Below are 23,978 nucleotides of genomic sequence, written 5' to 3'. Positions count from 1 at the left end.
TTATTTTTAAAAACTACTAACTACATCCTCATAAAATTTTATTTATGAAAAGAATTATTGTTGACTACAAAAAATTAACTCCCGAGATCCTGGGTCTATTAGTGGAGAAGTATCCTGATGGGTATGACGACGACCAAATTATTGCATTTAAAAATGCTAAAAATGAAACGATTGAAGCGGTTGAAGTGAAAACTGAAGATACCATTTACCTGGTAAAAGTAAGTACACGCCTGGAAAATACTATGGCTAATTTTGATGAAGACGATTATGACGATTCAGATTATAATGAGCCCATTGTAGAAATTCCGGAAAAAGACGAAGAGGAAGAAGACAAACAATAATAAAAAGGGGGATTTTTCTACAAGATTAATCTCCCTTTTTATTATTCAATTTATTACTTCATATTATTCGTTTTGACCTCTTTATGAACACTTCCCGGTCTATCAATTGGCCAGTATTTATCTTGTTTTTTTCGTTAATCTCCTGTAATAAAAATTTTCAGGAAGAGGATAATACTGAAATTAGAAATGATTCTGTAACCTTTTATTTTGAAAAATCTAAGGAAATTTCTGAATCCCGGCAGATAATTGAAACAATAAATAAATCCATTTCGTTTGCCAATCAGCAGGACACACTTCTCCCCCTCCTTTATGATTACAAAATCTACTACCACACTCGGTTAAAAGAATACGACAGTTCCAGTCTTTTTGCTGAAAAGCTAATTAATTCGGGAAGATTGAATGAGGACACTTCCTGGATTGCCATGGGATATTATCGCAAAGGAAAAATCCAATTTTACCTGGGAGATCAGGAGGAAGTTTTTAGAAACAGTTACAAATCAAGACAACTTTACCTGGCGGTTGGTGACAGCTCTAAAGCGGGACGCAGAACCCTGGAAATGGCGAATTCGCAATCCAGAATTTCAGATTATCACGGTGCCCAGGAAAATGCCATAGAGGCCTTAAGACTACTAGATGAAAAAGAAGATTCCGCCTATATAAGTAGTGCGCATAACCTGGTAGCTATGGTTTACAGAAATCAGGGCTTTTTAGAAGATGCACTAAGAGAATACAATGAAGCACTGAAATTTGCCGTAAAAAAGAAGGATAACCTTACTTATTTAAACAATATTGCATTAATTACACGGGACCAGGGTAACTATGCTAAAGCAATTAATTCTTTTCAGGATTTGCTAACTCAGAAACAAATTTTAGATAAGGAAAGTGAAGCGAGGTATTTAGATAATCTTGCTTATACGAAATGGCTTCAGGATTCTACTGCAAAAGTAGAATCCGATTTTCTAAAAGCTTTAAATATACGTCGGGAAATTAATGATAAATCTGGTCTGGACGCCAGCTACACGCATTTAGTAGAATTCTATAGAAACAGCAATAAAAATGAGGCTATAAAATATGCAAAAAGATGGTTGAAGCTCACCAAAAATAGCTCGGTACAAGCTGAATTAGAAGCTCTTGAAAAATATATTGAACTTGCACCTGCTTCCCAAAGCAATACTGAAGTTAAGCATTATATTAAACTGAATGATAGCGTTAACCAGGCTAACCTAGTCGCTAAAAATACTTTCGCGAAAATTAGGTTTGACGAGGAACAAAAACAAAAAGAAATCTTAGGTCTGGAAGCCCTCACCGCAAAACAAACCCTGGAAACTCAGAACCTAAGAGAGCGAAGTATTATTATTTCTGCCCTGGCTTTATTAGGAATTCTAGGCGGAAGTTTTATGCTTTACTATTTTAGACAAAAACATAGGAAAGAAAAAATACAGGAAGTTCACAAAACCGAATCCAGAATCTCTAAGAAAATACATGATGAACTGGCTAATGATATCTATAATATTATGAGCCGACTTGAAATGATAGCCAGCAAAGACGACCTGGATAAATTAGAAAGAATCTATACACAAACCAGAGATATTTCACGAGAAAATAGTGAAATTGCTACTGATGAAGATTTCGGAGAAATGCTGATTATAAATTTAAGTCATATCAGCGGAAATTCGAGATTAATTCTAAAAGGAGAAAAATCGGTGAATTGGGAGAAATTTTCTGAAGAAAAAAAGATCGTGATCTATCGTGTTTTGCAGGAACTAATGGTAAATATGAAAAAACACAGTGAAGCAAAGTTTGTCGCACTTAACTTTTTCCACGAGGATAAAAAATTAAAAATCAGTTATTCTGATACCGGCAAAGGAGCTAGCCTTGAAGAAATTAAAGTAGGTAACGGACTTCAAAATGTGGAAAACCGTATTTTATCTGTAAAGGGATTAATTACTTTTGAAACAAAACAGGGAGAAGGATTTAAAGCTAAAATCCAAATACCCGAATAATTAGGATAATGTTTAAGAAGGTTTTAGTAGCCGAAGATCTGGATAGTGTAAACTTCGCAGTCGCCAGTGTTCTCAAAAAGCTGCAAATAGAAAATGTAGACCACGCCCAATATTGCGACAAAGCTTATATTTTAGCAAAAAAAGCAATTTTAGATGAGCAAGCTTACGATTTATTGATCTGCGACCTTTCTTTTAAACAAGATCACCAAAACCAAAAAATAGGTTCTGGCCAGGAACTTATAGCAATTTTAAAAGAACTGGACCCTAACTTAAAAATTCTTGTAAATACAATAGAAGATCATCCACAAACCATAAATACGCTATGGAAATCGAGCAATATTGAAGCTTACGTTTGTAAAGACCGCTACGGAATGAGGGATCTTGAAAACGCAATTATTGCCATAAGCGAAGGGAACTCATACATTTCTCCCGTATTAGAAGCCAAAAGAAAACAGGACAACCTTTTTGTTTTAAATGATTTTGAAATCAATCTGCTTCAATGTGTATCTAAGGGATATACCCAGGATGAAATTAAAGATCACTTTAAATCCAAAAATATCTTTCCAAATAGCAAAAGTGCCATAGAAAAGAGATTAAAAGAATTGAAAGAAGGTTTACAGGCAAGAAATACCACGCATTTAATTAGCCTTGTGAAAGATCTAAATCTTATTTAAGAACTTATTTTTTTTACAGCCTTTCATTTAGAGAAAACCAATTCGAAATACTTGTAGAGGTCAACTTATAATAAAAACCTGGAATAATTAAAAGCTAAGAAGAAATAGGTAGCCGAATAGGTCACATTTTATTTGATATCAAACAAAAAAAAATGATCCCCAGTATTTATAAAAACACTGAAAATCATTTATTTAGGTAGTTTTTGAGCTATTTTGATACTCAAAAAGTCGGGGTGGCAGGAAGTTTTTTAGGCTTCACAAGACCTTTAAAACCGCGACTTTGTATTCTAAATTCTGGATATATTCACCGAATCATTCACTAAAATAGAAAGAACAATAAGACTAATAATATTTGATCGTCTTTGGTGCTATAAAGATACAAAAATAATGGATTCTTAAAAAAGCCTTTCTTCCAGCGTGCTTTTCCAAATTATAAAACCCTTACGCTTGTTGGAGTAATCGTGTACAATTCTGCTAAAATTTTCAGGAGGAGATTCTAAAAAAATTTGCCGGCCTTTATTTCGAATTAGATTTAAGTTTTTATCAACCAGATTGATATCACTCTGTAGTTCCTCTAATCTTTCAAAGTGCCATATATAAGTTGCTTCTTCAGTATCTAAAGTTTCCAGGATAAGATGATATGCTTCCTTTCCTAGGATCAGGAAAACAAACGAAAAGGGCTGTAAAACAAACCGAAGTTTCATAATATTACTTTCGTGTTTTAAAGCCAAGTAGCGTATTTGTCGAAAATGCTTTACATCTTTATTCTTTAATAATTCATTTATTAAATCTTCTTCGGAATTGTAAAGAGCTGTATTATTCCTATCCTGTAAATCTTCAAGATCTAATAGACCACCATTTGCTTTATCTGAATAATTCCTGCCTGAAATATTTTTTTTTGTAAATCTGAATCTTACACTTTCTATAAGCTCCTGGTTAATGTTATCTATATCTCTTGAATAAGCCGATTGAGCCATTAAGACCTTGTTTTCGTATTCTGCATAAATTTCAACTTCAACATACTTTGATTTTAATGTTTTGGAGAAATAAGGTTTTAAAACATCAAATTCTGGCCGTAAATCATCATTTTCAATTTCAAATTCAAGGGGTTTATTAAGCTCAGAAGGTTGATAATTAAAGGCAACGGCTCCATACCGGAAATCAAGATCAGTTATTGCTATTTTAACTTTCTTGTCAATCGTTAAAAGTTGAGAAGAAACTATTGTATATCTTTCGTCATCAAACAAAGTCGCCTGTTTATCAAAATGTCTGTAATGTTTATTCCTTTTAAGAAATAGACGGTTCAGATAATCGATTTTATAATCGCGGTAGTCATAAATGACTGGTGTAAGCTCTGAACGTTGTACGCGTCCAATATATTGAATTAGCTTACCCTTGAAGGAAAAAGGGTAGATCAGGAAAAGACAGGAAGCATTCTGAAGATCACTGCCCTCGCCAAAAAACTGACCAGTAGTAATTAAAACCTGGTAATTCCCTTCATTCAGTAGTTTCCATTTGGTTGTACGCTTTGCCTCAGAATCATCCCCACTTAAAGTTATAGATTCATAAGATTGTTTGAGGTATTGGTTCAAGGTTTCAATATGTTCTTTTCGCTCGGTAATAATAACAGCCTTTTTTCCCAATTTTAGTTCAGTCTCTACATCATTTAGAATGAGTTTATTTCGGGAAGAATCATGAATCAGGATTTTTGATAAGGTTTCAAATGTATCGGTCTTGGAATTAAAAGGAATATCCAGGGAAGTATTTCTAATCACAATCCTTGGACGCTTGTATTCATCTATATCAGTAGATTTTATTTCTGCAATATTATTTCCTAAATATGCAAAGATTACTTTTCATCATTACCTTTTCGAAAGGGGGTAGCAGTTAAACCATATTGATAATACGAGGAAAATTTTGATATTGTATTTCTGTATGATTTGGCCGGTATATGATGACATTCATCAATGATTATTGTACCAAAAGATCGGCTGAATTCATTTGATTCCTGCTTCTCAAGGTGTTTCCCCAGACTTTGGATCATAGCAACGGTAATTTTCTTTCCCGCTTTAGCCTTTCCCTGACCTATTTTTCCGATTTCATTTTTAGGAATTCTAAGGATATAATTCGTTCAAGCCACTGTTCCATTAACTGTTTCCTATGCACAACTATAAGTGCTGGCTGTCTTTTTTCTGCAATAATCTTCAAGCCCATTACGGTCTTTCCAGAACCCGGTGGAGCAGAAATAATTCCGAAATCTTTCTTTGAAGCCGCTTCAATTGCCAAATGCTGGTGTGAGCGAAGTTCTATATCAAAAGAGAATGCTACGGATGCTTGTTTTTGTCTTCTATCGTGGAAATCATAACAAAATTTTTTGCTATTACAGTAACGAATTAGCCTTCCAATAAAACCTCGTGGTAGAATAATCTCTTTTTCCGTATCTTCAATACAAGTGAAATAGGGCTGTGTTCCCCAGGTATTTTTGCCAGATTTTTTCTTTATAAAGAATTCAGAATTGGCAAAATTCAATTCTTCTTTTAAAAAATGGAGCAAATTTGAATTAATTCCAGACTTATTTAAACGCAAAGTATTTTTCAGACTTATTCGGAGTGTTGCTGAACTATTTTTTATACCTGGATTATTCTTTGTTTCAATTGCTAGCAAATTATATAATTGATCAAGATCTTCAATGGAATTTTTTTCAACTGTACTTAAGAATTTCTCGTGATCAGGATACGGTGTTAACTCCTCAGAATTTGGATCAACAAAGCAGCTATTTCCTTTCTCTATTGCCGGCTTATAGAATGGTAGGGCAATAAGATTGCCCAGTCCCTTGCCAGAGTGATAATCTTGGTTTGGAAATAACCGATCAAAACTGGAGTTTTTCTCAAAAATGGAAAACAAACCAGCCTTCTCCATTAAGCTGATTAAAATTCTTCTGCTTTTAAATGCCGGATAAGATTCATCGAAAAATATCTAAACGTGTCCGCCGTTACCAGAACGTGATCTTTCCAAGTACGCTGGCAAATTATTATCAGAACAAATTTCAATTAATTTCCGACATTCTTCAATCCAATTATGCTTATCAAAATCAGCAGCGATAAACCAAGAAGTATTATCTTTCAATAAAGGGTAAATTCCTATTAATTGTTTACCGTTAAGGTGTTTTTCAATTTGGTAACCGGTTAATGGTTGGTGGGTTTTGTCTTTATAATTTTTAAACGAGCCCCCTTTCATTTTATGCAATCGATACATATAAGGGTCGTAGCTATAAGCCGGCATATATCCACTTTTCTTTCCCTTTTGCCAATGAATTGCAAATACATCTGTTCGGCCTTTAAATAAAGAACTTATTAAATCTACTTCCATTGACCAGCCTTTCTCTTTATCTTAAACAAGAAGCGTTTAAAAAATTATCTTCCAGTAGCCGCCTTTATTAGGCCCAATTCTTTTGAGGATTCCTTTCTCTTTTAATTTTGCAATTTGTTTTTCTACAGCTCTTTCTGAGATATTTATTATTTCGGCCATTGCCGAGGCCGAGATATACCGATCACTGTAAATCAACGATAAAATCTTTTCCGAACTTTCTCCCAACTTTTCTCCGAACTTATTCCGAACTTCCTCCCAATCATTGGAAGTATTAACAATATTATTCTGCTCGGGTTTTAATGGTATAATAGTCTTAAATACGTCGTTTTCTATAAATTGAGGATTGGTTCCTGGTGTATAAATACCACAATACTTAAAAGTATTGCGTACCCCAGAGCCTAATTCATCAACCCTGCCTATTTCTTTAAAAAATTTTGCAATTACAGGGTTTTTAGGATAAGGTGAAAAATTTGCAGGGTCTATAATGCCACTATCATGTGGCCGGTTCCAGTTTTCAGTAATCACCCGTTCCTTTTCAATGACCAGTTTCGCCGGAAAGGCATTCCCATACTCCCTGTGGATTAACAGGTTTCCAATGATTTCCCTAAAAATATGATCTCTCAAACTGATTCGCTGTTCGCCCTCCTGATAAAACTTGTCAGGCAAATGCTTTCTAATAAAATTCATAAGCCTATCATAACTTTCAATCAGGTTGGTTCGAATATCATCTCGATCATCATAACGATCAGTATTTTCAATCCTTAGGATTGCATCTGTTTTATGGTGTGGTAATACACTTTGTATCACTTCATCTTTACCAAATAATAATACTGCAGCTAAGGTGTAACCATTTTTTCCGGTCTGATGATCACGTTTATATAATCCGGATGACCGCATTAATTCTTCATTGTCCATATCCTGCCAGGGGTGATCGGCTCTTTGGTTTTTGGCAAGGGTACGAACCCGACTGAAAAGATCCTGTTTAAAATCATTTATACCTAAATGAGAATAAATTTTGTTTTCGGAATAAATACTTTGCTTTCGAAGATAGAGTTGGGTCACCTGTTCAGTTTGACGGGTAATATCGAAATCACCATCTTCATTTCGATCAAATATTTTCCCATTGGTACTATGGACTTGGGAGCTCTCGGGAACAAAAACATAAATTATCTTTTTATCTTCATAATCTACAATCTGCGTTGATAAATAGAATGGCGGGTTAAGCTTTTGGGGATTGTTAGCAAGGGTAACAATATTATTATTTATATCTTCCAGGCAATCTTCTATTATTCCCTGAGCAGTGCCATCATCTTTAACTCCCAACAATAAATGACCGCCTTTCCGGTTAAGAAATGCACAAATAGATTCAAAGACGTCTTTATTTAATTCGAATGTCGAAGTTTTAAATTCAATTTCAAGGCCTTCTCCTTCTTTTAAAATTTCCCGTATTCTCTCTGTGGTCATTATTCCGTTAGTTTATTTTGTAAATATAAAAAAGCCTCATTGAAAATATTGCCAAGACTATTAATTATAAAAAATGCTATAATTCGAAAAGTAATGCAAGATGTGTGTCTGTGGGCACAATCTTGATTACTCCCGGTGGTCGCAATGAAAAAAGAGATGTTTAAGTCGAAAATAGCATAGTATAAATTTGCACTTAGTTTGACGCAACCAATTGCGATAAAGCGCATCTTATAAATGAAGTATATTTAGCCATCAATTTTACCTCTGCGTAATTTTAATTTAAAATGAAAAAATTATTAATACTAATAGTAGCGATATTATTTATTTCTTGTAGTAAGGGTGACAATAATTTAACTGGAATTAATAATGACGGTAGTGGAGGAATTTCTTGTTTAGTAGATGGAAAGATACTCAAGCCCAGTGGTGGCGGAATTTACGGAAATACTACATCCAAATTGGACTACTTACCAGATGAACAAATAAACATTCTTATAATAAGCTTTTTTAGTAGAGATGGAGGACCAAATCGTTTTACTTCCGTCGCATTATATGTTACCGATATTGACATTAACAACTTGCAAGATCAAACATTCAATTTAAAGGATGAAAACAGTAATGAAAGCTTTGCTACTTATTTATCAGGTGAAGCGACTTCAGCGCTAAAACCTGGAGAGGAATATTCGACTAACTCTGCACAAGTTGGAGAATTAAAAATTTTATTTTTTGACTTAGAAGCAAGAGTAATTTCAGGGGAATTTTGGTTTAATGCTGAAAATGAATTTGGGAATATTGTAAAAGTAACTGAGGGTAGGTTTGATTTACGGATCTAATGAATGCGAATTTGCATGAAGAACTTAAGTAGAACTAATAAATAAAGTATAATAGGAAAAAAACAAATAAGGATTTACTACTTTTCCTGCTAATTTTTCTCATGATTCATTCTGTGATATATTTAGGGCAACAATATTAAATGATCAGAAATAGGTTTAGTAGATTTAAGATTACATAGCCCACAATTTACTTTTTTTATCTTGAGCATTTTCCTTTTAACGGCGAAAAGAAAAACAACTGTAGAGAAGGATGAATTAGATATTCCGCTAATTTAATTTTACTTCTTTCAGTGCCATCGCATTACCTTTTGATGTTCCTTCATTTTCAAGTTTTGAAATTATTGAGGAGCTATAAATAGCAAAGCGGTTTATGCGCTCCGGATAATTTTAAAGCTTGTTCCTTAGCAGCAAAAGGTAAGGTGTGGTAAGAAGCATTTTAAAGAATTATGAAATCCCGATAGGTGAATTTAAGTTACTGTCAAGCGGACTTGAGTTAAAAAGCTTTTAGAATCATCTTGTTTACCAATTCATCTTCAAAGCTTTTTGGCTCGTGTCCAAGACAAATTGTAATGAACCTCTTTTTCTGAAACGGAGCTTTTGCGGATTGGAAGAAAAAGTGGTGAGTGGGTTTGAATTTCAGTTTTCCGTGAAATTTGTCGCAAAAAACCATCTATTTACAGGGGGTGCGAGAGCATTTGTCGCAAATTCCGTGAAAAATGATAGGATTAAAATTCATAAATTATTGAATTACAATGTATTAGGAGTATGTAACATCGCATCGCGTGTTACCCTCTTGCTATTCATTTCTTCGATTTCATCTCTCAAATGAATCTGTAAAATTTTCAATAAAAACTTCAATGGATTACATATATCTAAAAATATCCTATATTAGAAATATCCAATAATATTAATTAGGTGAAAAAAAGAAATTTGTATTATATTGATGAAAGTGGAGTTATATTAAATAAAGATAAGTTATTTCTTTATGGTTGCATTAAAACCGATTCACCAGATGATATCGAATCCTTCTTTGTATCATTAAAAGAATTTTTGATAAATCAAGCCTATTTTGAAAACGTAAGACAAGATCTTTTAAATAGAAATTTTCATGCAGTTGATGATCATTTTGATGTAAGAACTAGAATTTATGAAAAACTACCTTTGTTAAATTTTCGTGCTTATTTTGTAATACTCAATAAGGAGTCTAAATATTTTTCCAACATTAAGGATCAAGGTGAAGCTAAAATTATTGAAATAATGTTGAAAAAGTTAGTTCTACCAAGGTTAAGGAAAAATAGAGATGAATCCAATCATTTTATATTTGAAGAGAAAATTATTCAAAATGGGTCTTTACAAGAAATATTAAATAGCATATTTTCTCCATTTGAAAACTATGATCTCTCTTTTAAAATTGTTAATAAACAAAATATAAATTTAGCTATTGTAGATTATTTCAATTATTTGATATTTAATATATACAAGAATATTATTTGTAAAAAGAAAAGTACAGAGCAAGAGGTTTTTAAATTCAATTTATTAAAAGAAAAAATAGGATTTATTGAGGTTATTGGAGATGATTTCAAATATCTAAGCCGTCTGGGAAATAGCAGTAATTCTATAACTTTAGAAAATTTAAAATAATGGTGGCTGTTCAGGGATAAATTGGAATACGATGTCGTATTCGCTGAAGAAATAACTCTATATTCTTACCCTAACAGTCACTTTTTAACTATGAAATTAGAGGAAATAGTAAATATCCAGCTTTTAGCAAATCATTTAAAGATTGAAAAGGAAAGTCTTCAGTTTATTGTTGATAATGATTACATAACTGAAATTACTTCTAAGAAAGACTTTAAAAAAGGATGTTTGATTAATGAAATAAAGATAAAAAAACGAAGTAATGGTTATAGGTATGTTTACAGTCCAGTCTCAGATATACTCGTAAATACATTGAAAATTCTTTCAGGAAAAATCAAAGAACTTTATAAGCCTACTGAATATGTTCATGGCTTTGTGCCCGGAAGAAATACTAAAACAAATGCTCAGGAACATTTAGCAAAAAGGGTTGTATACTGCGTAGATATTGATAAATACTTTGAAAATATAGATATAGAAAAAGTTAAATCAGCAATTTTAAGCATAGGCTACAACGAATACTGTAGTGATAAAATCTCAAAAATTGTAACCCATAAGAATCAATTAGTTCAAGGCTTTCATACAAGTCCAGTTATTGCGAATATAGTATTTCATGAAATAGATTTAAAATTATCCCGATTAGGAGATGAAAATGTATCATACACAAGGTATGCAGATGATTTATATTTTTCTACTTCTGGAAGAATTAATTTTGAAAAGGATATTGAAGATATTTTAAATTCTTATGGATTTAAGGTTAATTCTAAAAAAACTAAATTTATGATTAGGGGGCGAAGTCAGTTTGTTACCGGTTTAACCGTTTTTGACGAAATGTACCCAAGAATACCTAAAAAAATAAAAAGGAGTATAAGACAAAAAATCCATTTTATAAGTTTATTCGGATATCGAGGTCATGTTTTGCATAAGTTGAATATTGAAAAACAGTTGTATGATCAAAATGAAGAAATTCAAAAGCATGTAGATTCAAAAATTTATCTCGAGAAATTAAATATTGAAGGTTGGTTAAATTACATTAATTCTATAGAGCCAGATTTTAGTAAAAAATGTTATTCAAAGCTTTCAAAAAAAGATAATCCATAGCAGCCAATATTTTTTATAATTTCCCTCTTAACTTATCCATATCACTTGAAATTTTAGAATCAATTACCCGAGCATAAATTTGAGTAGTAGATAATTTTGTATGTCCTAAAAGCTTAGATACCGTTTCTATGGGAACGCCATTGGCTAAGGTTACCGTTGTTGCGAATGTATGCCTAGCGGCGTGGAAACTAAGTTCTTTATTTATCTTTACCGCTTTGGTGATTTCGCGTAAGTACTGGTTGGTTTTCTGGTTGGAATAGACAGGAAGTAAAATATCACTGGAATTTACTTTTGGATGATCCTGGTACTTTTCAAGAATACGCTCGGCTTCTTCTAATAAGGGAATTCTGAGCATCGTATTCGTTTTGATCCTTCGGGTGTAGATCCATTTATTCCCATCAACACCTATCTGAATATGCTTTTTCTTTAGTTCCTTGACATTGCCATAAGGCAAACCTGTATAACAACAGAACACAAAAATATCTCGGTTGATATTGTGAGTAGATCTTTTGAACTCCTTTTCCTTGATCTTCTGTAATTCGGCTTTGGATAGGTAGACCATATCCACTTGGTCAAATCGGAGTTTAAACTTTTTGGCTGGGTTCTTTTCAATCCAATCTAAATCTTCGGCCAGGCGCATCAGTTTTTTAAAACGTTCCATATGTTTCATAACTCCATTATTTTGAAGGCTTGGCAAGCCCCTTAAAAAACTTTCAAACCCTAAAGTAAACTGGTAATCAACCTGTTTTAAATAAATATCCGAAGTATGATACTGAGCTTTTAAAAAATCTTTGAGGTAGTTTTCCGTAGTAGTATAGTTTTTCATAGTCCCATACTTTAAAACATTACCCATTTTCTCCTTATGAAAGTTGATCAGATAGATAAGCGTATAATGTTGCTGATCACTCCACAGAAATCTAGCTTTGACCGTCTGTGCCGTGATCAGAAGTCCTTCTTTTAAAAGACTGTCCTGGATTTTATAGAGCTGCGCCTTGGTTTCATCAATTTTTTTATTGATTAGCCGGCTTTCAGAACTGCTATCAGTAAGTTTATTAGCAGCTTGATTCCACTTGTCAAGCGGAATAGTTCGTTTTAAACTAATTTCAAGTGATTTACCATTTACGGTGATTCGGGCATAGAGAATGGCTAAGTCTGGTTGTTTTTTCTTCTTTCGGATAATAAAAGAAATGGAAAAGGTTTGACTGGTACGCATAGCTTTGTTGTTTAAATGAAACAATTAATTAAGGCGAAAGTCAAACTACCAATACGAAATTATGAAGTACCGGTAAGCTAAAAGTACAAAAAAATAGCTCACGATAAGCTCACAAATTTACAGTGAACTCACGATGAACTCACATAAAATTTAACACTATTTGTTAATTTTTGAGCACAAAGAGAAAGGGTAACTATATGAAATTCATACAATTACCCTTTTTTTATGTTAAAATATAACTTGTAAAAGTCGGGGTGGCAGGATTCGAACCTGCGGCCTCCTGCTCCCAAAGCAGGCGCGATAACCGGGCTACGCTACACCCCGAGTAATTTTTTAATCGCGCTCGGCGCGATAAGTGGGCAGTGTTTATCCCAACTTTTAGTCGGGGCTATACCCAATAGCTTGATAACTTACGTTACCAGTTAAAATTCAATATTTCAAGATGCTTTGTCTTCATCAATATCCCTCAAAGCGGGTGCAAATATAAGAAAAGTTATGAGTCTACAAGAAAAACTTTAGATTTTTTATATATTAGTTGAATCTTGCTAATACTGCAGGATGAGCTAATCACAAAAAAAATTATTATGAAACGAATTTTATTATTATTAGGCTTAATTTTCACATTCTCGGCCTGCGGAGATAATCAAAAATCTGAGGATAAAGCCGAGGTGGAAGAACCAGCAGAAACAAATAACCAGGACTCTAATAATCCAGTTCCTAAAGAGCAACCAGAGGCTGTTTCACCAGAAAATGAGTATGAGTACGAAGTTATCGCTGAAAACATGTCAATTCCATGGGGGTTTGATTTTCTTCCCGATGGTAGCATCCTTGCAACCGAAAAAGGTGGCGATATTTATCATTTTAAAGATGGTAAACGTGTAGCGATTACCGGCGGTCCTAAAATTTATGATCAGGGACAGGGTGGCCTTTTAGATATCGCCGTGCACCCAGATTTCGAGAATAATAATTGGGTTTATATCACCTATTCATCAGATGAAGGTGATGGCGAAGGTGGCAATACTGCCTTAATGCGTGCAAAACTTGAAAACAATCAACTAACCAGTCGCGAAGATTTATATAAAGCCACTCCTAACTCTACAAGAGGGCAACATTTTGGATCAAGAATTGTTTTTGATGGCGAAGGGCATTTATTCTTTAGTGTTGGAGACCGTGGAAATAGAGATGTTAATCCTCAAGATATCACCAGAGACGGTGGTAAGATTTATAGGCTTAACTTAGATGGAAGTATTCCGTCAGACAACCCTTTTGTGGGCGAAGAAAATGCTAAAGAAGCGATCTACTCTTATGGACATAGAAATCCGCAGGGAATGATCTTCAACGAAGAAACCGGGGAAGTTTGGGTAAATGAACATGGACCTAAAGGTGGTGATGAAATAAATATTATTAAAGCCGGGAAAAATTATGGATGGCCAGTAGTAACCTATGGTGAAAACTATGACGGTACAACAATCACCGAAGAAAGAACAGGACCTGAATTCACAAATCCTTTAACTTATTGGTTACCTTCTATTGCACCTAGCGGATTCGAAAAAGTAACTTCTGATAAATATCCTGAATTAAAAGGAAATCTTTTAGTTGGGGCGCTTAAATTTCAATATTTAGAACATTTAGCTATAGAAAATGGCAGGGTGACGAAACGAGAAAAATTACTGGAAGGTCTTGGTAGACTGAGAGATGTACAACAAGGCCCAGATGGTTTTATTTATGCAGCTGTAGAAGGAACGGGAATAGTAAAACTATTGCCACTTGAAGAAGCAGAATAACCTATACGGCCTAACTTCAGGTCTTAACAATTAAATCTTATATTTATTTCTAATTTGGGGCAAATGTTTAAATTTGCCCCAAATTTTTTTAGATGCTCATTATAGGAATTACAGGTGGAACCGGAAGTGGAAAGACTACGGTAGTAAGACAAATTATAGACGAATTAAAAAATGAAGAGGTAGATGTAATTTCCCAGGATTCCTACTATAAAGACCTAAGCCACTTATCTAAAGAAGAACGGGTTAAAACCAATTTTGACCATCCAAAATCTATAGATTTTGACCTGCTGGTTTCGCATTTGAAAGAACTTAAATCCGGGAATACAATTCAACAACCTGTCTATTCTTTTACAGATCATAACCGCACGAAACAAACCATTGAAACCCAGCCCAGGAAAGTGGTGATTGTAGAAGGTATTCTAATTTTTGCCCATCCTGATATTCGGGAAATGTTCGATATCAAGATTTATGTTCATGCCGATAGTGATGAACGTTTAATTCGCCGACTTAAAAGAGATATTTCTGAACGTGGCCGTGATTTAGACGAAGTTCTCTGGCGCTACCAAACTACGCTCAAACCCATGCACCAGCAATTTATAGAACCTACCAAAGAATTTGCCGATCTAATTATTCCCACGAACCGATACAATACCGTAGCTGTTGATATTGTGCAAACCATAATCAAAGACCGCTTGACGTAATTTTGTATCTTTAAACCAAATTGCCGCTAAAAAATTAAAGCTTACGGCTTAACCAAAACAGTCTTAATTAGTTACTGAAGTTTGAAGGTGTGAAATTAAAAGAATTAAGAAACAAAAAGTGGTTTAAAATTATCAGCAACAAATATGTGCTGCTAATACTTATTTTTGGAGGCTGGATGCTATTTCTAGATAGCAATTCCTGGTTAGTTCATAACGAACTCAATCAGGAAATAGATGAACTGGAAGAAAACAGGCAATATTACGAAAATGAGATTTCCAAAGACAGGACTACCATAGAGCAACTTCAGGATTCAGTTGAAATGGAAAAATTTGCCCGTCAGCAATATTATATGAAACGTCCTGATGAAGAAATATTCATAATAGAATACGACACAATTCAGGATTAATTTTTCAGAAAAACCACACAATGAAAGAATCATTATTTCAGGAATTTGAAGAAGTTTCTGCAAAAGAATGGAAACAAAAAATACAATTTGATCTAAAGGGAGCCGATTATAACGAGAAACTCGTTTATAAATCCCTTGACGGAATTAATATAAAACCATTTTATAATGCTGAAGATATTCAGCACAGCCTAAAAACTCCTTCTCCTAAAAATTGGAACATTTGCGAAAGATTATACGTGGTTTCTGCTGAAAAAAGCAATAAACGCGCAAATGAGATCCTCAAAAAAGGAACCGAAAGCCTCTGGTTTATCATTCCAAATGAAGAAATTTCTATTGAAAATTTACTTGAGGGAATAGCACTGGATAAAACCATAATTTACTTTAGTTTCAGCTTTTTTGCTAAAGATTATTTCAAACGTTTGCGGGAATTTTTTAAAGGAAAAGAATATCAGATTTTTCTTCAATTTGATATTGTAGGAAACCTTGCCCGTTCCGGAAACTGGTTCCATAATCTTCAAAAAGACCACGAAATCCTGGACAGTATTTTCAATAATTCCAAGGATTTCAAATCGGTAATCAGTGTAGATACCACTTTATATCAAAATGCCGGTGCAAATATTCCGCAGCAATTGGCTTGTGCCCTGGCGCACATTAACGAATATCTTAACCATTTTCAGGAAAACCCAAATTTCGAGAAATTTCAACCCCAATTTTTAATCGCTTCAGGGCCAAACTATTTCTTTGAAATTGCTAAAATTAAAGCCTTAAGATGGCTTTACGCTACTTTAGCTTCAGAATATAACATTCCGGAAACCTGCCATATCCTGGCGCAACCCACCAAAAGAAATAAAACTCTTTACGATTTTAATGTAAACCTTCTTAGAACCACCACCGAAAGTATGAGCGCGGTTTTAGGCGGTACCGATACAGTTTACAATATGCCTTATGATGCTATCTATCATAAAAACAATGAATTTGGAGACAGGATTGCCCGCAACCAGTTATTGGTGATGAAACACGAAGCTTATCTTGACAAGGTTGCCAATGCTGCCGAAGGTGCTTATTATATTGAAAGCCTTACCAAACAATTTGCCGAAATGGCGCTAGATATTTTTAAAGAAATTGAAAAAGGCGGCGGTTTTTTAAAGCAATTAAAAGATGGAGCTATTCAGCGAAAAATAAAGGAAAGCGCCAAAAAAGAACAGGAACAATTCGATAGTGGAGATTTGGTATTAATAGGTACTAATAAATTCGAAAACCCGCAGGATAAAATGAAAGATGAACTGGAATTGTATCCATTTTTAAAGCAAAACCCGCGTAAAACTCTAATAGAACCTATCCTGGAAAGACGCTTAAGTGAACAAATGGAGCAGGAAAGAATAAAGCAGGAAAAGGCCGAATAATTAAAAAAAGAGCAATGCAAAGAAAGGATCTTCAACATATAAAACTTATAGCACCAGCACTTGGAAAACGACAAAAGGAAGGTGAAAACAACACCTATAAAACCCCTGAAGAAATAAACCTGCAGCCTTCTTATTCAAAAGAAGATATTAAGGATCTAAAACATTTAAATTTCGCTGCCGGAATTTCACCATATCTGCGCGGACCTTACAGCACGATGTATGTTAGTCGCCCGTGGACAATCCGCCAGTATGCCGGATTTTCTACTGCCGAAGAAAGCAATGCTTTTTACCGAAGAAACCTTGCTGCCGGCCAAAAAGGACTTTCAGTAGCCTTTGATCTTCCTACCCACCGAGGTTACGACAGTGATCACGAGCGTGTGGTTGGAGATGTTGGAAAAGCCGGTGTGGCTATAGATTCGGTTGAAGATATGAAGATCCTTTTTGATCAAATTCCGCTAGATAAAATGTCGGTTTCTATGACCATGAATGGTGCGGTTTTGCCAATTCTAGCTTTTTATATCGTCGCTGCCGAAGAACAGGGCGTTAAACCGGAACAACTTTCAGGAACCATTCAAAATGACATTTTAAAGGAGTTTATGGTGCGAAATACCTACATCTACCCTCCTACTCCTTCTATGAAGATCATTTCAGATATTTTTGAATATTCTTCGCAAAATATGCCGAAATTCAATAGCATAAGTATTTCGGGGTATCATATGCAGGAAGCCGGTGCTACCTGCGATATCGAGCTTGCTTACACCCTGGCCGACGGACTGGAATATATCAGAAAAGGTTTAGACGCCGGGATGGATATAGATAGTTTTGCGCCCCGTCTTTCATTTTTCTGGGGAATTGGGATGAACCATTTTATGGAAATCGCTAAAATGCGAGCCGCCAGAATGCTTTGGGCAAAACTCGTAAAGCAATTCAACCCGAAAAATGCAAAATCACTTTCGCTTAGAACACATTCGCAAACCAGTGGATGGAGTTTAACCGAACAGGATCCTTTTAATAACGTAGCGCGAACTTGCATAGAAGCTGCAGCGGCAGCCTTTGGTGGAACGCAAAGTTTACATACAAACGCTTTAGACGAAGCTATTGCACTTCCTACAGATTTTTCAGCAAGAATAGCGAGAAACACGCAGTTACACCTTCAACAGGAAACTAAAATAACCAAAACGGTGGACCCGTGGGCAGGAAGTTACTATGTTGAAAAACTTACCAATGAAATTGCTGAAAAAGCCTGGAAACTTATAGAAGAAGTTGAAGAATTAGGTGGAATGACCAAAGCCATTGAAGAAGGAATTCCCAAGATGCGCATTGAAGAAGCCGCAGCTAAAAAACAGGCCAGGATAGATAGTGAAACCGATATTATTGTAGGCACTAACAAATACCGACTCGAAAAGGAAGACGAGCTGGTTACTTTAGAGGTAGATAACCAGACTGTAAGAAAACAACAGGTAGAACGCCTGGAGAAAATAAAAGCCGAAAGAAATACCGAAAAAGTTGGAAAAGCCTTAAAAGCTCTCACCGATTGCGCCAAAAAAGAAAACGGGAATTTGCTTAGTTTAGCTGTTGAGGCGGCAAAACATCGCGCAACTTTAGGTGAAATTAGCGATGCGCTGGAAGAAGTTTATGGCCGTCATAAAGCTAAAGTACAAACCTTTAGCGGCGTATATTCTAAAGAAATGAAAGACAATACTTCTTTTAAAAAAGCCAGGGAACTGGCCGATAAATTTGCAGAACAGGACGGAAGAAGACCGCGTATTATGATTGCAAAAATGGGCCAGGATGGCCACGATCGCGGTGCAAAAGTAGTTGCCACCGGTTATGCCGATCTTGGTTTTGATGTAGATATTGGTCCGCTTTTTCAAACCCCAAAAGAAGCAGCAAAACAGGCTGTGGAAAACGATGTACATATCCTTGGAGTTTCCTCTTTAGCGGCAGGACACAAAACTCTGGTCCCACAAGTTTTAAAAGAATTAAAGAACCTGGGACGTGAAGATATTATGGTAATAGTAGGCGGGGTAATTCCGTCTCAAGATTATCAGTATTTATTCGATGCCGGCGCTGTGGCGGTTTTTGGACCGGGAACTAAAATAAGTGATGCCGCTATTCAGCTTTTAGAAATTTTAATAGAGGAATAATAAGTGAGCAGTGGTAGTCTGCAGTAGACTACCTACAGGCTGTGGAAACAGGGGTACAATCACAACAGACAACTGATAACTAATAACCGATAACTCAAAAATTATGGATTTTACTAAAAAAATGCTTCGGGACGATGCTTTGAAAGGCAAAACGATTATCGTAACCGGCGGAGGAAGTGGCCTTGGGAAAGCAATGACCAAATACTTTATGGAACTTGGCGCTAATGTAGCCATTACTTCCAGAAACCTGGAAAAACTTCAAAACACCGCCAAAGAACTTGAAAATGAAACAGGAGGTAAATGTTTTGCGGTTCAATGCGATGTTAGGCATTACGATCAGGTAGAAAACATGCGTGATGAAGTTCTAAAAGAATTTGGAAACATAGATGTTTTATTAAACAATGCTGCAGGAAACTTTATTTCTCCAACTGAAAGATTAAGCGCTAACGCTTTTGATACCATTATTGATATAGTGCTTAAAGGGAGTAAAAATTGTACCATGGCGCTTGGAAAACATTGGATAGATACAAAACAAAAAGATAAAACGGTACTTAATATTGTCACTACTTATGCGTGGACAGGTTCTGCTTTTGTAGTGCCAAGTGCTACCGCGAAAGCAGGAGTTTTGGCTATGACGCGTTCTTTAGCAGTAGAATGGGCAAAATACGGAATTAGGTTCAACGCAATTGCACCCGGCCCCTTCCCTACTAAAGGCGCCTGGGATAGATTATTACCTGGAGATTTAAAAGATAAATTCGATTTGGCTAAAAAAGTTCCGCTCAAAAGAGTTGGAGAACACCAGGAGCTGGCAAATCTTGCCGCCTATTTGGTTTCAGACTTTTCTGCTTATGTAAATGGAGAAGTAATTACCATAGATGGAGGCGAATGGCTAAAAGGTGCCGGACAGTTCAATTTACTTGAAGCAATTCCCGAGGAAATGTGGGACCAATTGGAAGCAATGATCAAATCGAAAAAAGGAAATTAAGAACTTTCCTGGAATATAATTTTGAAAAGCCTGATACTTATATACGTATCAGGCTTTTTTATTCTCATTTAAGTAATCACACAAGAATTTTTTCAACTAAAAATTTAATTCTATTGATGATAATATTCAAAAAACTGTATATTGTTGCACAATTAATCAATAACACCTATTTAAATGAAAAAATTATTACTGAATTCATTAATTCTTTTCTTAGCAGTCAATGTGGGATTGCAAGCTCAGGAGAGTGAAAACATTCCGGTGAGTCCCAAGGTCAAAATGGGGAAACTGGATAACGGGCTCACCTATTATATTAGAAATAATGAACGTCCCGAAGACAAATTAGAACTTCGTTTAGTTATAAACGCAGGTTCTATTCTTGAAAATGAAGATCAACAAGGTTTGGCTCACTTTGTAGAACACATGAACTTTAACGGGACTGAAAACTTTGAAAAAAATGAACTTGTAGATTACCTGCAAAGCATTGGTGTAAAATTTGGCGCCGATCTAAATGCATATACCAGTTTTGATGAAACCGTTTATATTCTTCCAATCCCCAGCGATGATGAAGAAACCCTAAATACCGGTTTCCAAATTCTTGAGGATTGGGCACACAAAGCTACAATGACAGATGAAGACATCGATGAAGAGCGCGGTGTGGTTATGGAAGAATACCGTTTAGGCCTTGGCCCAGATAAACGTATGATGCAGGAATACCTTCCAAAAGTAATGTACAATTCACATTATGCTGACAGACTTCCTATTGGTAAAAAAGAGGTGATCCAGGAAGCAGATTACGAAACGATTCGTAACTTTTATAAAGACTGGTACCGCCCAGACCTAATGGCAGTGGTAGCCGTTGGAGATTTGGATGTAGAAACTATTGAAAAAAAGATCAAAGAACATTTTTCTAATCTAAAACCGGTAGAAAATCCCAGAGAAAGAAAAACTTATGATCTCCCTAATCACGAAGAAACTTTTGTTTCTATAGCCTCAGATGAAGAAGCGCCTTTTTCACAGGTTCGTGTTTATTATAAAGACCACGAAGAATCTGAAGACGTAGTTACTAAACAGGATTATATAGATCAAATGGAAAAAAGTCTTTTTTCTACAATGATCAATAATCGTTTAAGCGAACTTACTAACAGCTCAAATCCACCTTTCAATTACGGCTATTCTTATTATGGAGGTACTTTTGCCCGCAATAAAAATGCATACCAGTCTTTTGCCATGACAGGTGAAGATCAGCAATTAGAATCGCTTAAAGCATTATTGGAAGAGAATGAGCGAGTGAAACGCCACGGATTTACAGAAAGTGAATTCAAGAGAGCTAAAAGTGAATATTTAGCGAGATTAGAACAACAATATAAAGACAGAGATAAACAGGAAAGCGGCCGTTTGGTAAGTCAATACGTAAGTCATTTTCTTGAAAACTCACCTATTCCGGGAACTGAATGGCGTTACAATTTTGCCCAGGAAAATCTGGAAGGAATAGATCTTAATGAAATAAACGGACTAATCTCTGAATTCCTTCATGAGGATAATCGCGTGATCGTTCTTACCGGACCTAAAAAAGAAGGTTTGGAACCGGTAAAGGAAGAAGAAGTTATGGCGCTTTTAGACGAAATAAAAAGTTCTGAAATTGCAAGTTATGAAGAAGAAGCATTGCGTGACGAGTTAATCACAAAAATGCCTAATGCTGGTAGCGTGGTAGAAACAGAAACCAATGATGAAGTAGGTTTTACCCGACTAAAACTTAGTAATGGCGCTGAAGTGGTTTACAAGAAAACCGATTTTAAAAACGACGAAATCCTTTTTAGTGCAAAAAGTATGGGAGGAACTTCATTGTATTCAGATGAAGATTATTTAAATACTTCTTTAGCCAATAGCGGTCTTTCTCAGGCAGGAATTGCAGATCTTTCCGTAAATGATCTCAATAAAATGATGAGCGGAAAAATTGTGCAGGTACGCCCTGATATCTCTTCATATACGGAAGGTTTCAGCGGTTCTTCAACTCCAAAAGACCTGGAAACTTTATTCCAAATGGTTCATTTATACTTTACCGATCTAAATAAGGACGAAGAAGCTTACACCGCTTTTGTGAATAAACAAAAAGCATTTTTAGGAAATTTAATGTCTAATCCTAATTTCTATTTTCAGAACGAATTAGGTAAATTTAGAAATGAAGGAAACTCTAGATATGTAGGCTTCCCAACTCCAGAGAAATACGATTCTCAGGATTATGACCTGGCTTATAAAAAATACCAGGAACGCTTCGCGAATGCCGGGGATTTTACTTTTTATTTTGTTGGTAATATAGATGAAGATAAGGTAAAACAATTTGCTTCTATTTATATCGCAAGCTTACCTTCTTCTGAAGAAAAGGAAGAATTTAAAGTACCAGAATTTAGAACAGCAACTTCAGGAGATAAAAAAGTGGTTTATAAAGGAACCGATCCAAAAAGTATGGTAAATATCCTTTGGAATGGGGAAACCAATTATAAGGCTGAAGAAGACTTTACTATGAAAGCTCTTGGTGAGATTTTAACCATAAAACTGGTAGAACAACTTAGAGAAGAAGAAGCCGGTGTTTATGGAGTTGGCGCCCGTGGTAACCTAAGCAAGATTCCTTACGGATCTTACAGCTTTAATATCTCTTTCCCTTGTGGGCCTGAAAATGTAGAAAGTTTAACTGAAGCTGCACTTGCCGAAGTTGAAAAAATTAAAGAAAACGGCCCAACCGATAAGGATCTTGAAAAAATTAAAGAAACCTTTTTGGTACAGCGCAAAGATCAACTTCAGGAGAATCGTTTTTGGTTGAGCCAGCTAGAAACTGCCGATATGGAAGAAAGAGAGATTGACGAGATCTTAAAATATGAAGAAAAGGTAGCTGCGCTTTCTAAAGAAGAAATTAAGGAAGTAGCGAACAAATATTTAAATGAAAATTATTTACTGGGTGTATTAATGCCCGAAAAAACTGATGGTGAAGCTGTAGAAGCCGGAGAATAAAGCCGGGTTTACACAAAACTAACTAATTTTAAACCGATTGTAACCTCTTAATGGTAGCAATCGGTTTTTTATGTATAAGCTGTTAACAAAATCATTTTATAAACCTGTAATAAATTGTATTTTTACCCTTCAAAAATCATAGAGACTTAATGGGTAAAATCATTGCTATTGCAAACCAAAAGGGAGGAGTTGGTAAAACCACTACCTCGGTAAACCTTGCCGCTTCACTTGGAGTACTTGAAAAGAAAGTATTGTTAATAGATGCAGACCCACAGGCCAACGCTACTTCCGGACTGGGAATTGACGTGGAAGAAGTTGAATTAGGTACTTACCAGCTTTTTGAAGACTCGATAGCTCCAGAAGAATGCATACAAAAGACCAGTTCCCCAAATCTTGATATTATCCCGGCGCACATAGACCTTGTAGCTATAGAAATTGAACTGGTAGACCAGGACCAAAGGGAGTCTATGTTGAAAAAGGCTATCACACCTTTAAAAGAATTGTATGATTATATCCTAATCGATTGCGCTCCTTCTCTGGGCCTATTGACATTAAACGCTCTAACAGCATCAGATTCTGTTGTAATTCCTATCCAGTGCGAATATTTTGCTTTAGAAGGTTTGGGAAAATTATTGAATACCATTAAAAGCGTTCAGAAGATTCATAATAACAAATTAGATATAGAAGGCTTGTTACTTACTATGTACGATTCTCGTTTAAGGCTGTCAAACCAGGTTGTAGAAGAAGTGCAAAAGCATTTTGGCGAGATGGTTTTTGATACAATCATTCAAAGAAATGTGCGTTTAAGTGAAGCCCCAAGTTATGGGGAAAGCATTATTAACTATGATGCGGGCAGTAAAGGAGCCAGCAATTATTTGAGCCTGGCGCATGAAATTATAAAGAAAAACTCGTAGA

The 23,978-nt window shown here is 35.3% G+C and carries 20 protein-coding genes and 1 tRNA gene; 14 read left to right on the top strand and 7 right to left on the bottom strand.

Features of this window, described 5'->3' with window-relative positions; all coding sequences use genetic code 11:
* The first annotated feature begins 44 nt into the window (after positions 1-44).
* The 3 genes from FG27_RS16825 (at position 45) to FG27_RS16815 (ending at position 3,018) form a co-directional block, all read left to right on the top strand.
* Positions 45-341: a hypothetical protein gene (locus FG27_RS16825; RefSeq protein ID WP_037321178.1), complete on the top strand. Its 297-nt coding sequence runs from the start codon at positions 45-47 to the stop codon at positions 339-341.
* A gap of 122 nt (positions 342-463) precedes the next feature.
* A complete protein-coding gene (locus FG27_RS16820) occupies positions 464-2,344 on the top strand; it encodes a tetratricopeptide repeat protein (protein WP_197051695.1) in 1,881 nt (626 codons plus the stop codon).
* A gap of 8 nt (positions 2,345-2,352) precedes the next feature.
* Positions 2,353-3,018, top strand: coding sequence for a response regulator transcription factor (locus tag FG27_RS16815; RefSeq protein WP_037321174.1), 666 nt, complete (start codon positions 2,353-2,355; stop codon positions 3,016-3,018).
* A gap of 395 nt (positions 3,019-3,413) precedes the next feature.
* Here the strand turns inward: FG27_RS16815 and FG27_RS19445 are convergent, their stop codons facing one another.
* The 5 genes from FG27_RS19445 to FG27_RS16805 form a co-directional block, all read right to left on the bottom strand.
* Positions 3,414-4,793, bottom strand: a complete 1,380-nt coding sequence (locus FG27_RS19445) for a DEAD/DEAH box helicase (RefSeq protein WP_231563346.1) — start codon at positions 4,791-4,793, stop codon at positions 3,414-3,416.
* Positions 4,794-4,867: 74 nt separating this feature from the next.
* Positions 4,868-5,062 (bottom strand): DEAD/DEAH box helicase, encoded by a 195-nt coding sequence (locus FG27_RS19540; protein ID WP_255351547.1) that lies wholly within the window; start codon positions 5,060-5,062, stop codon positions 4,868-4,870.
* 41 nt (positions 5,063-5,103) lie between these two features.
* Complete coding sequence (locus FG27_RS19440) at positions 5,104-5,937, bottom strand: DEAD/DEAH box helicase family protein (protein WP_255351546.1); 834 nt, start codon at positions 5,935-5,937, stop codon at positions 5,104-5,106.
* A 57-nt stretch (positions 5,938-5,994) separates the two neighbouring features.
* Positions 5,995-6,387, bottom strand: coding sequence for a hypothetical protein (locus tag FG27_RS19435; RefSeq protein ID WP_231563345.1), 393 nt, complete (start codon positions 6,385-6,387; stop codon positions 5,995-5,997).
* A gap of 36 nt (positions 6,388-6,423) precedes the next feature.
* A complete protein-coding gene (locus FG27_RS16805; protein WP_037321173.1) occupies positions 6,424-7,851 on the bottom strand; it encodes an RNA-binding domain-containing protein in 1,428 nt (475 codons plus the stop codon).
* A gap of 284 nt (positions 7,852-8,135) precedes the next feature.
* On the opposite strand from FG27_RS16805, the gene FG27_RS16800 reads away from it, so the two are divergent.
* From FG27_RS16800 to FG27_RS16790, 3 genes are all read left to right on the top strand, one after another.
* Positions 8,136-8,681 (top strand): DUF6252 family protein, encoded by a 546-nt coding sequence (locus tag FG27_RS16800; protein WP_037321170.1) that lies wholly within the window; start codon positions 8,136-8,138, stop codon positions 8,679-8,681.
* Between the two features lie 915 nt (positions 8,682-9,596).
* Positions 9,597-10,322, top strand: coding sequence for a hypothetical protein (locus FG27_RS16795; RefSeq protein ID WP_037321167.1), 726 nt, complete (start codon positions 9,597-9,599; stop codon positions 10,320-10,322).
* 90 nt (positions 10,323-10,412) lie between these two features.
* The gene (locus tag FG27_RS16790; protein WP_051935911.1) at positions 10,413-11,417 is read left to right on the top strand and encodes a reverse transcriptase family protein; all 1,005 of its coding nucleotides are present in this window, start codon (positions 10,413-10,415) and stop codon (positions 11,415-11,417) included.
* Positions 11,418-11,430: 13 nt separating this feature from the next.
* Here the strand turns inward: FG27_RS16790 and FG27_RS16785 are convergent, their stop codons facing one another.
* Positions 11,431-12,630, bottom strand: coding sequence for a site-specific integrase (locus FG27_RS16785; protein WP_037321165.1), 1,200 nt, complete (start codon positions 12,628-12,630; stop codon positions 11,431-11,433).
* A 249-nt stretch (positions 12,631-12,879) separates the two neighbouring features.
* A tRNA-Pro gene (locus FG27_RS16780) sits at positions 12,880-12,954 on the bottom strand.
* A 260-nt stretch (positions 12,955-13,214) separates the two neighbouring features.
* Between FG27_RS16780 and FG27_RS16775 the strand changes: the two genes are divergently transcribed.
* From FG27_RS16775 to FG27_RS16740, 8 genes are all read left to right on the top strand, one after another.
* Positions 13,215-14,414, top strand: coding sequence for a PQQ-dependent sugar dehydrogenase (locus FG27_RS16775; RefSeq protein ID WP_037322424.1), 1,200 nt, complete (start codon positions 13,215-13,217; stop codon positions 14,412-14,414).
* A 92-nt stretch (positions 14,415-14,506) separates the two neighbouring features.
* On the top strand, positions 14,507-15,115 hold the full coding sequence (gene udk, locus FG27_RS16770; protein ID WP_037321163.1) for a uridine kinase: 609 nt from the start codon (positions 14,507-14,509) through the stop codon (positions 15,113-15,115).
* An 89-nt stretch (positions 15,116-15,204) separates the two neighbouring features.
* Positions 15,205-15,522: a septum formation initiator family protein gene (locus FG27_RS16765; protein ID WP_037321161.1), complete on the top strand. Its 318-nt coding sequence runs from the start codon at positions 15,205-15,207 to the stop codon at positions 15,520-15,522.
* Positions 15,523-15,542: 20 nt separating this feature from the next.
* On the top strand, positions 15,543-16,925 hold the full coding sequence (locus tag FG27_RS16760; protein WP_037321157.1) for a methylmalonyl-CoA mutase subunit beta: 1,383 nt from the start codon (positions 15,543-15,545) through the stop codon (positions 16,923-16,925).
* A 14-nt stretch (positions 16,926-16,939) separates the two neighbouring features.
* On the top strand, positions 16,940-19,072 hold the full coding sequence (scpA, locus tag FG27_RS16755) for a methylmalonyl-CoA mutase (protein ID WP_037321154.1): 2,133 nt from the start codon (positions 16,940-16,942) through the stop codon (positions 19,070-19,072).
* Between the two features lie 103 nt (positions 19,073-19,175).
* Positions 19,176-20,057 carry an SDR family oxidoreductase gene (locus FG27_RS16750; RefSeq protein ID WP_037321151.1) on the top strand — a complete coding sequence of 294 codons (882 nt, stop codon included), beginning with the start codon at positions 19,176-19,178 and terminating at the stop codon, positions 20,055-20,057.
* A 174-nt stretch (positions 20,058-20,231) separates the two neighbouring features.
* The gene (locus tag FG27_RS16745; protein ID WP_037321148.1) at positions 20,232-23,063 is read left to right on the top strand and encodes a pitrilysin family protein; all 2,832 of its coding nucleotides are present in this window, start codon (positions 20,232-20,234) and stop codon (positions 23,061-23,063) included.
* Between the two features lie 149 nt (positions 23,064-23,212).
* Positions 23,213-23,977: a ParA family protein gene (locus FG27_RS16740; RefSeq protein ID WP_037321146.1), complete on the top strand. Its 765-nt coding sequence runs from the start codon at positions 23,213-23,215 to the stop codon at positions 23,975-23,977.
* Position 23,978 lies beyond the last annotated feature (1 nt).

The organism is Salegentibacter sp. Hel_I_6 (assembly GCF_000745315.1).
Taxonomy (GTDB): domain Bacteria; phylum Bacteroidota; class Bacteroidia; order Flavobacteriales; family Flavobacteriaceae; genus Salegentibacter.
This window is presented reverse-complemented; position numbering and strand designations above follow the sequence as displayed.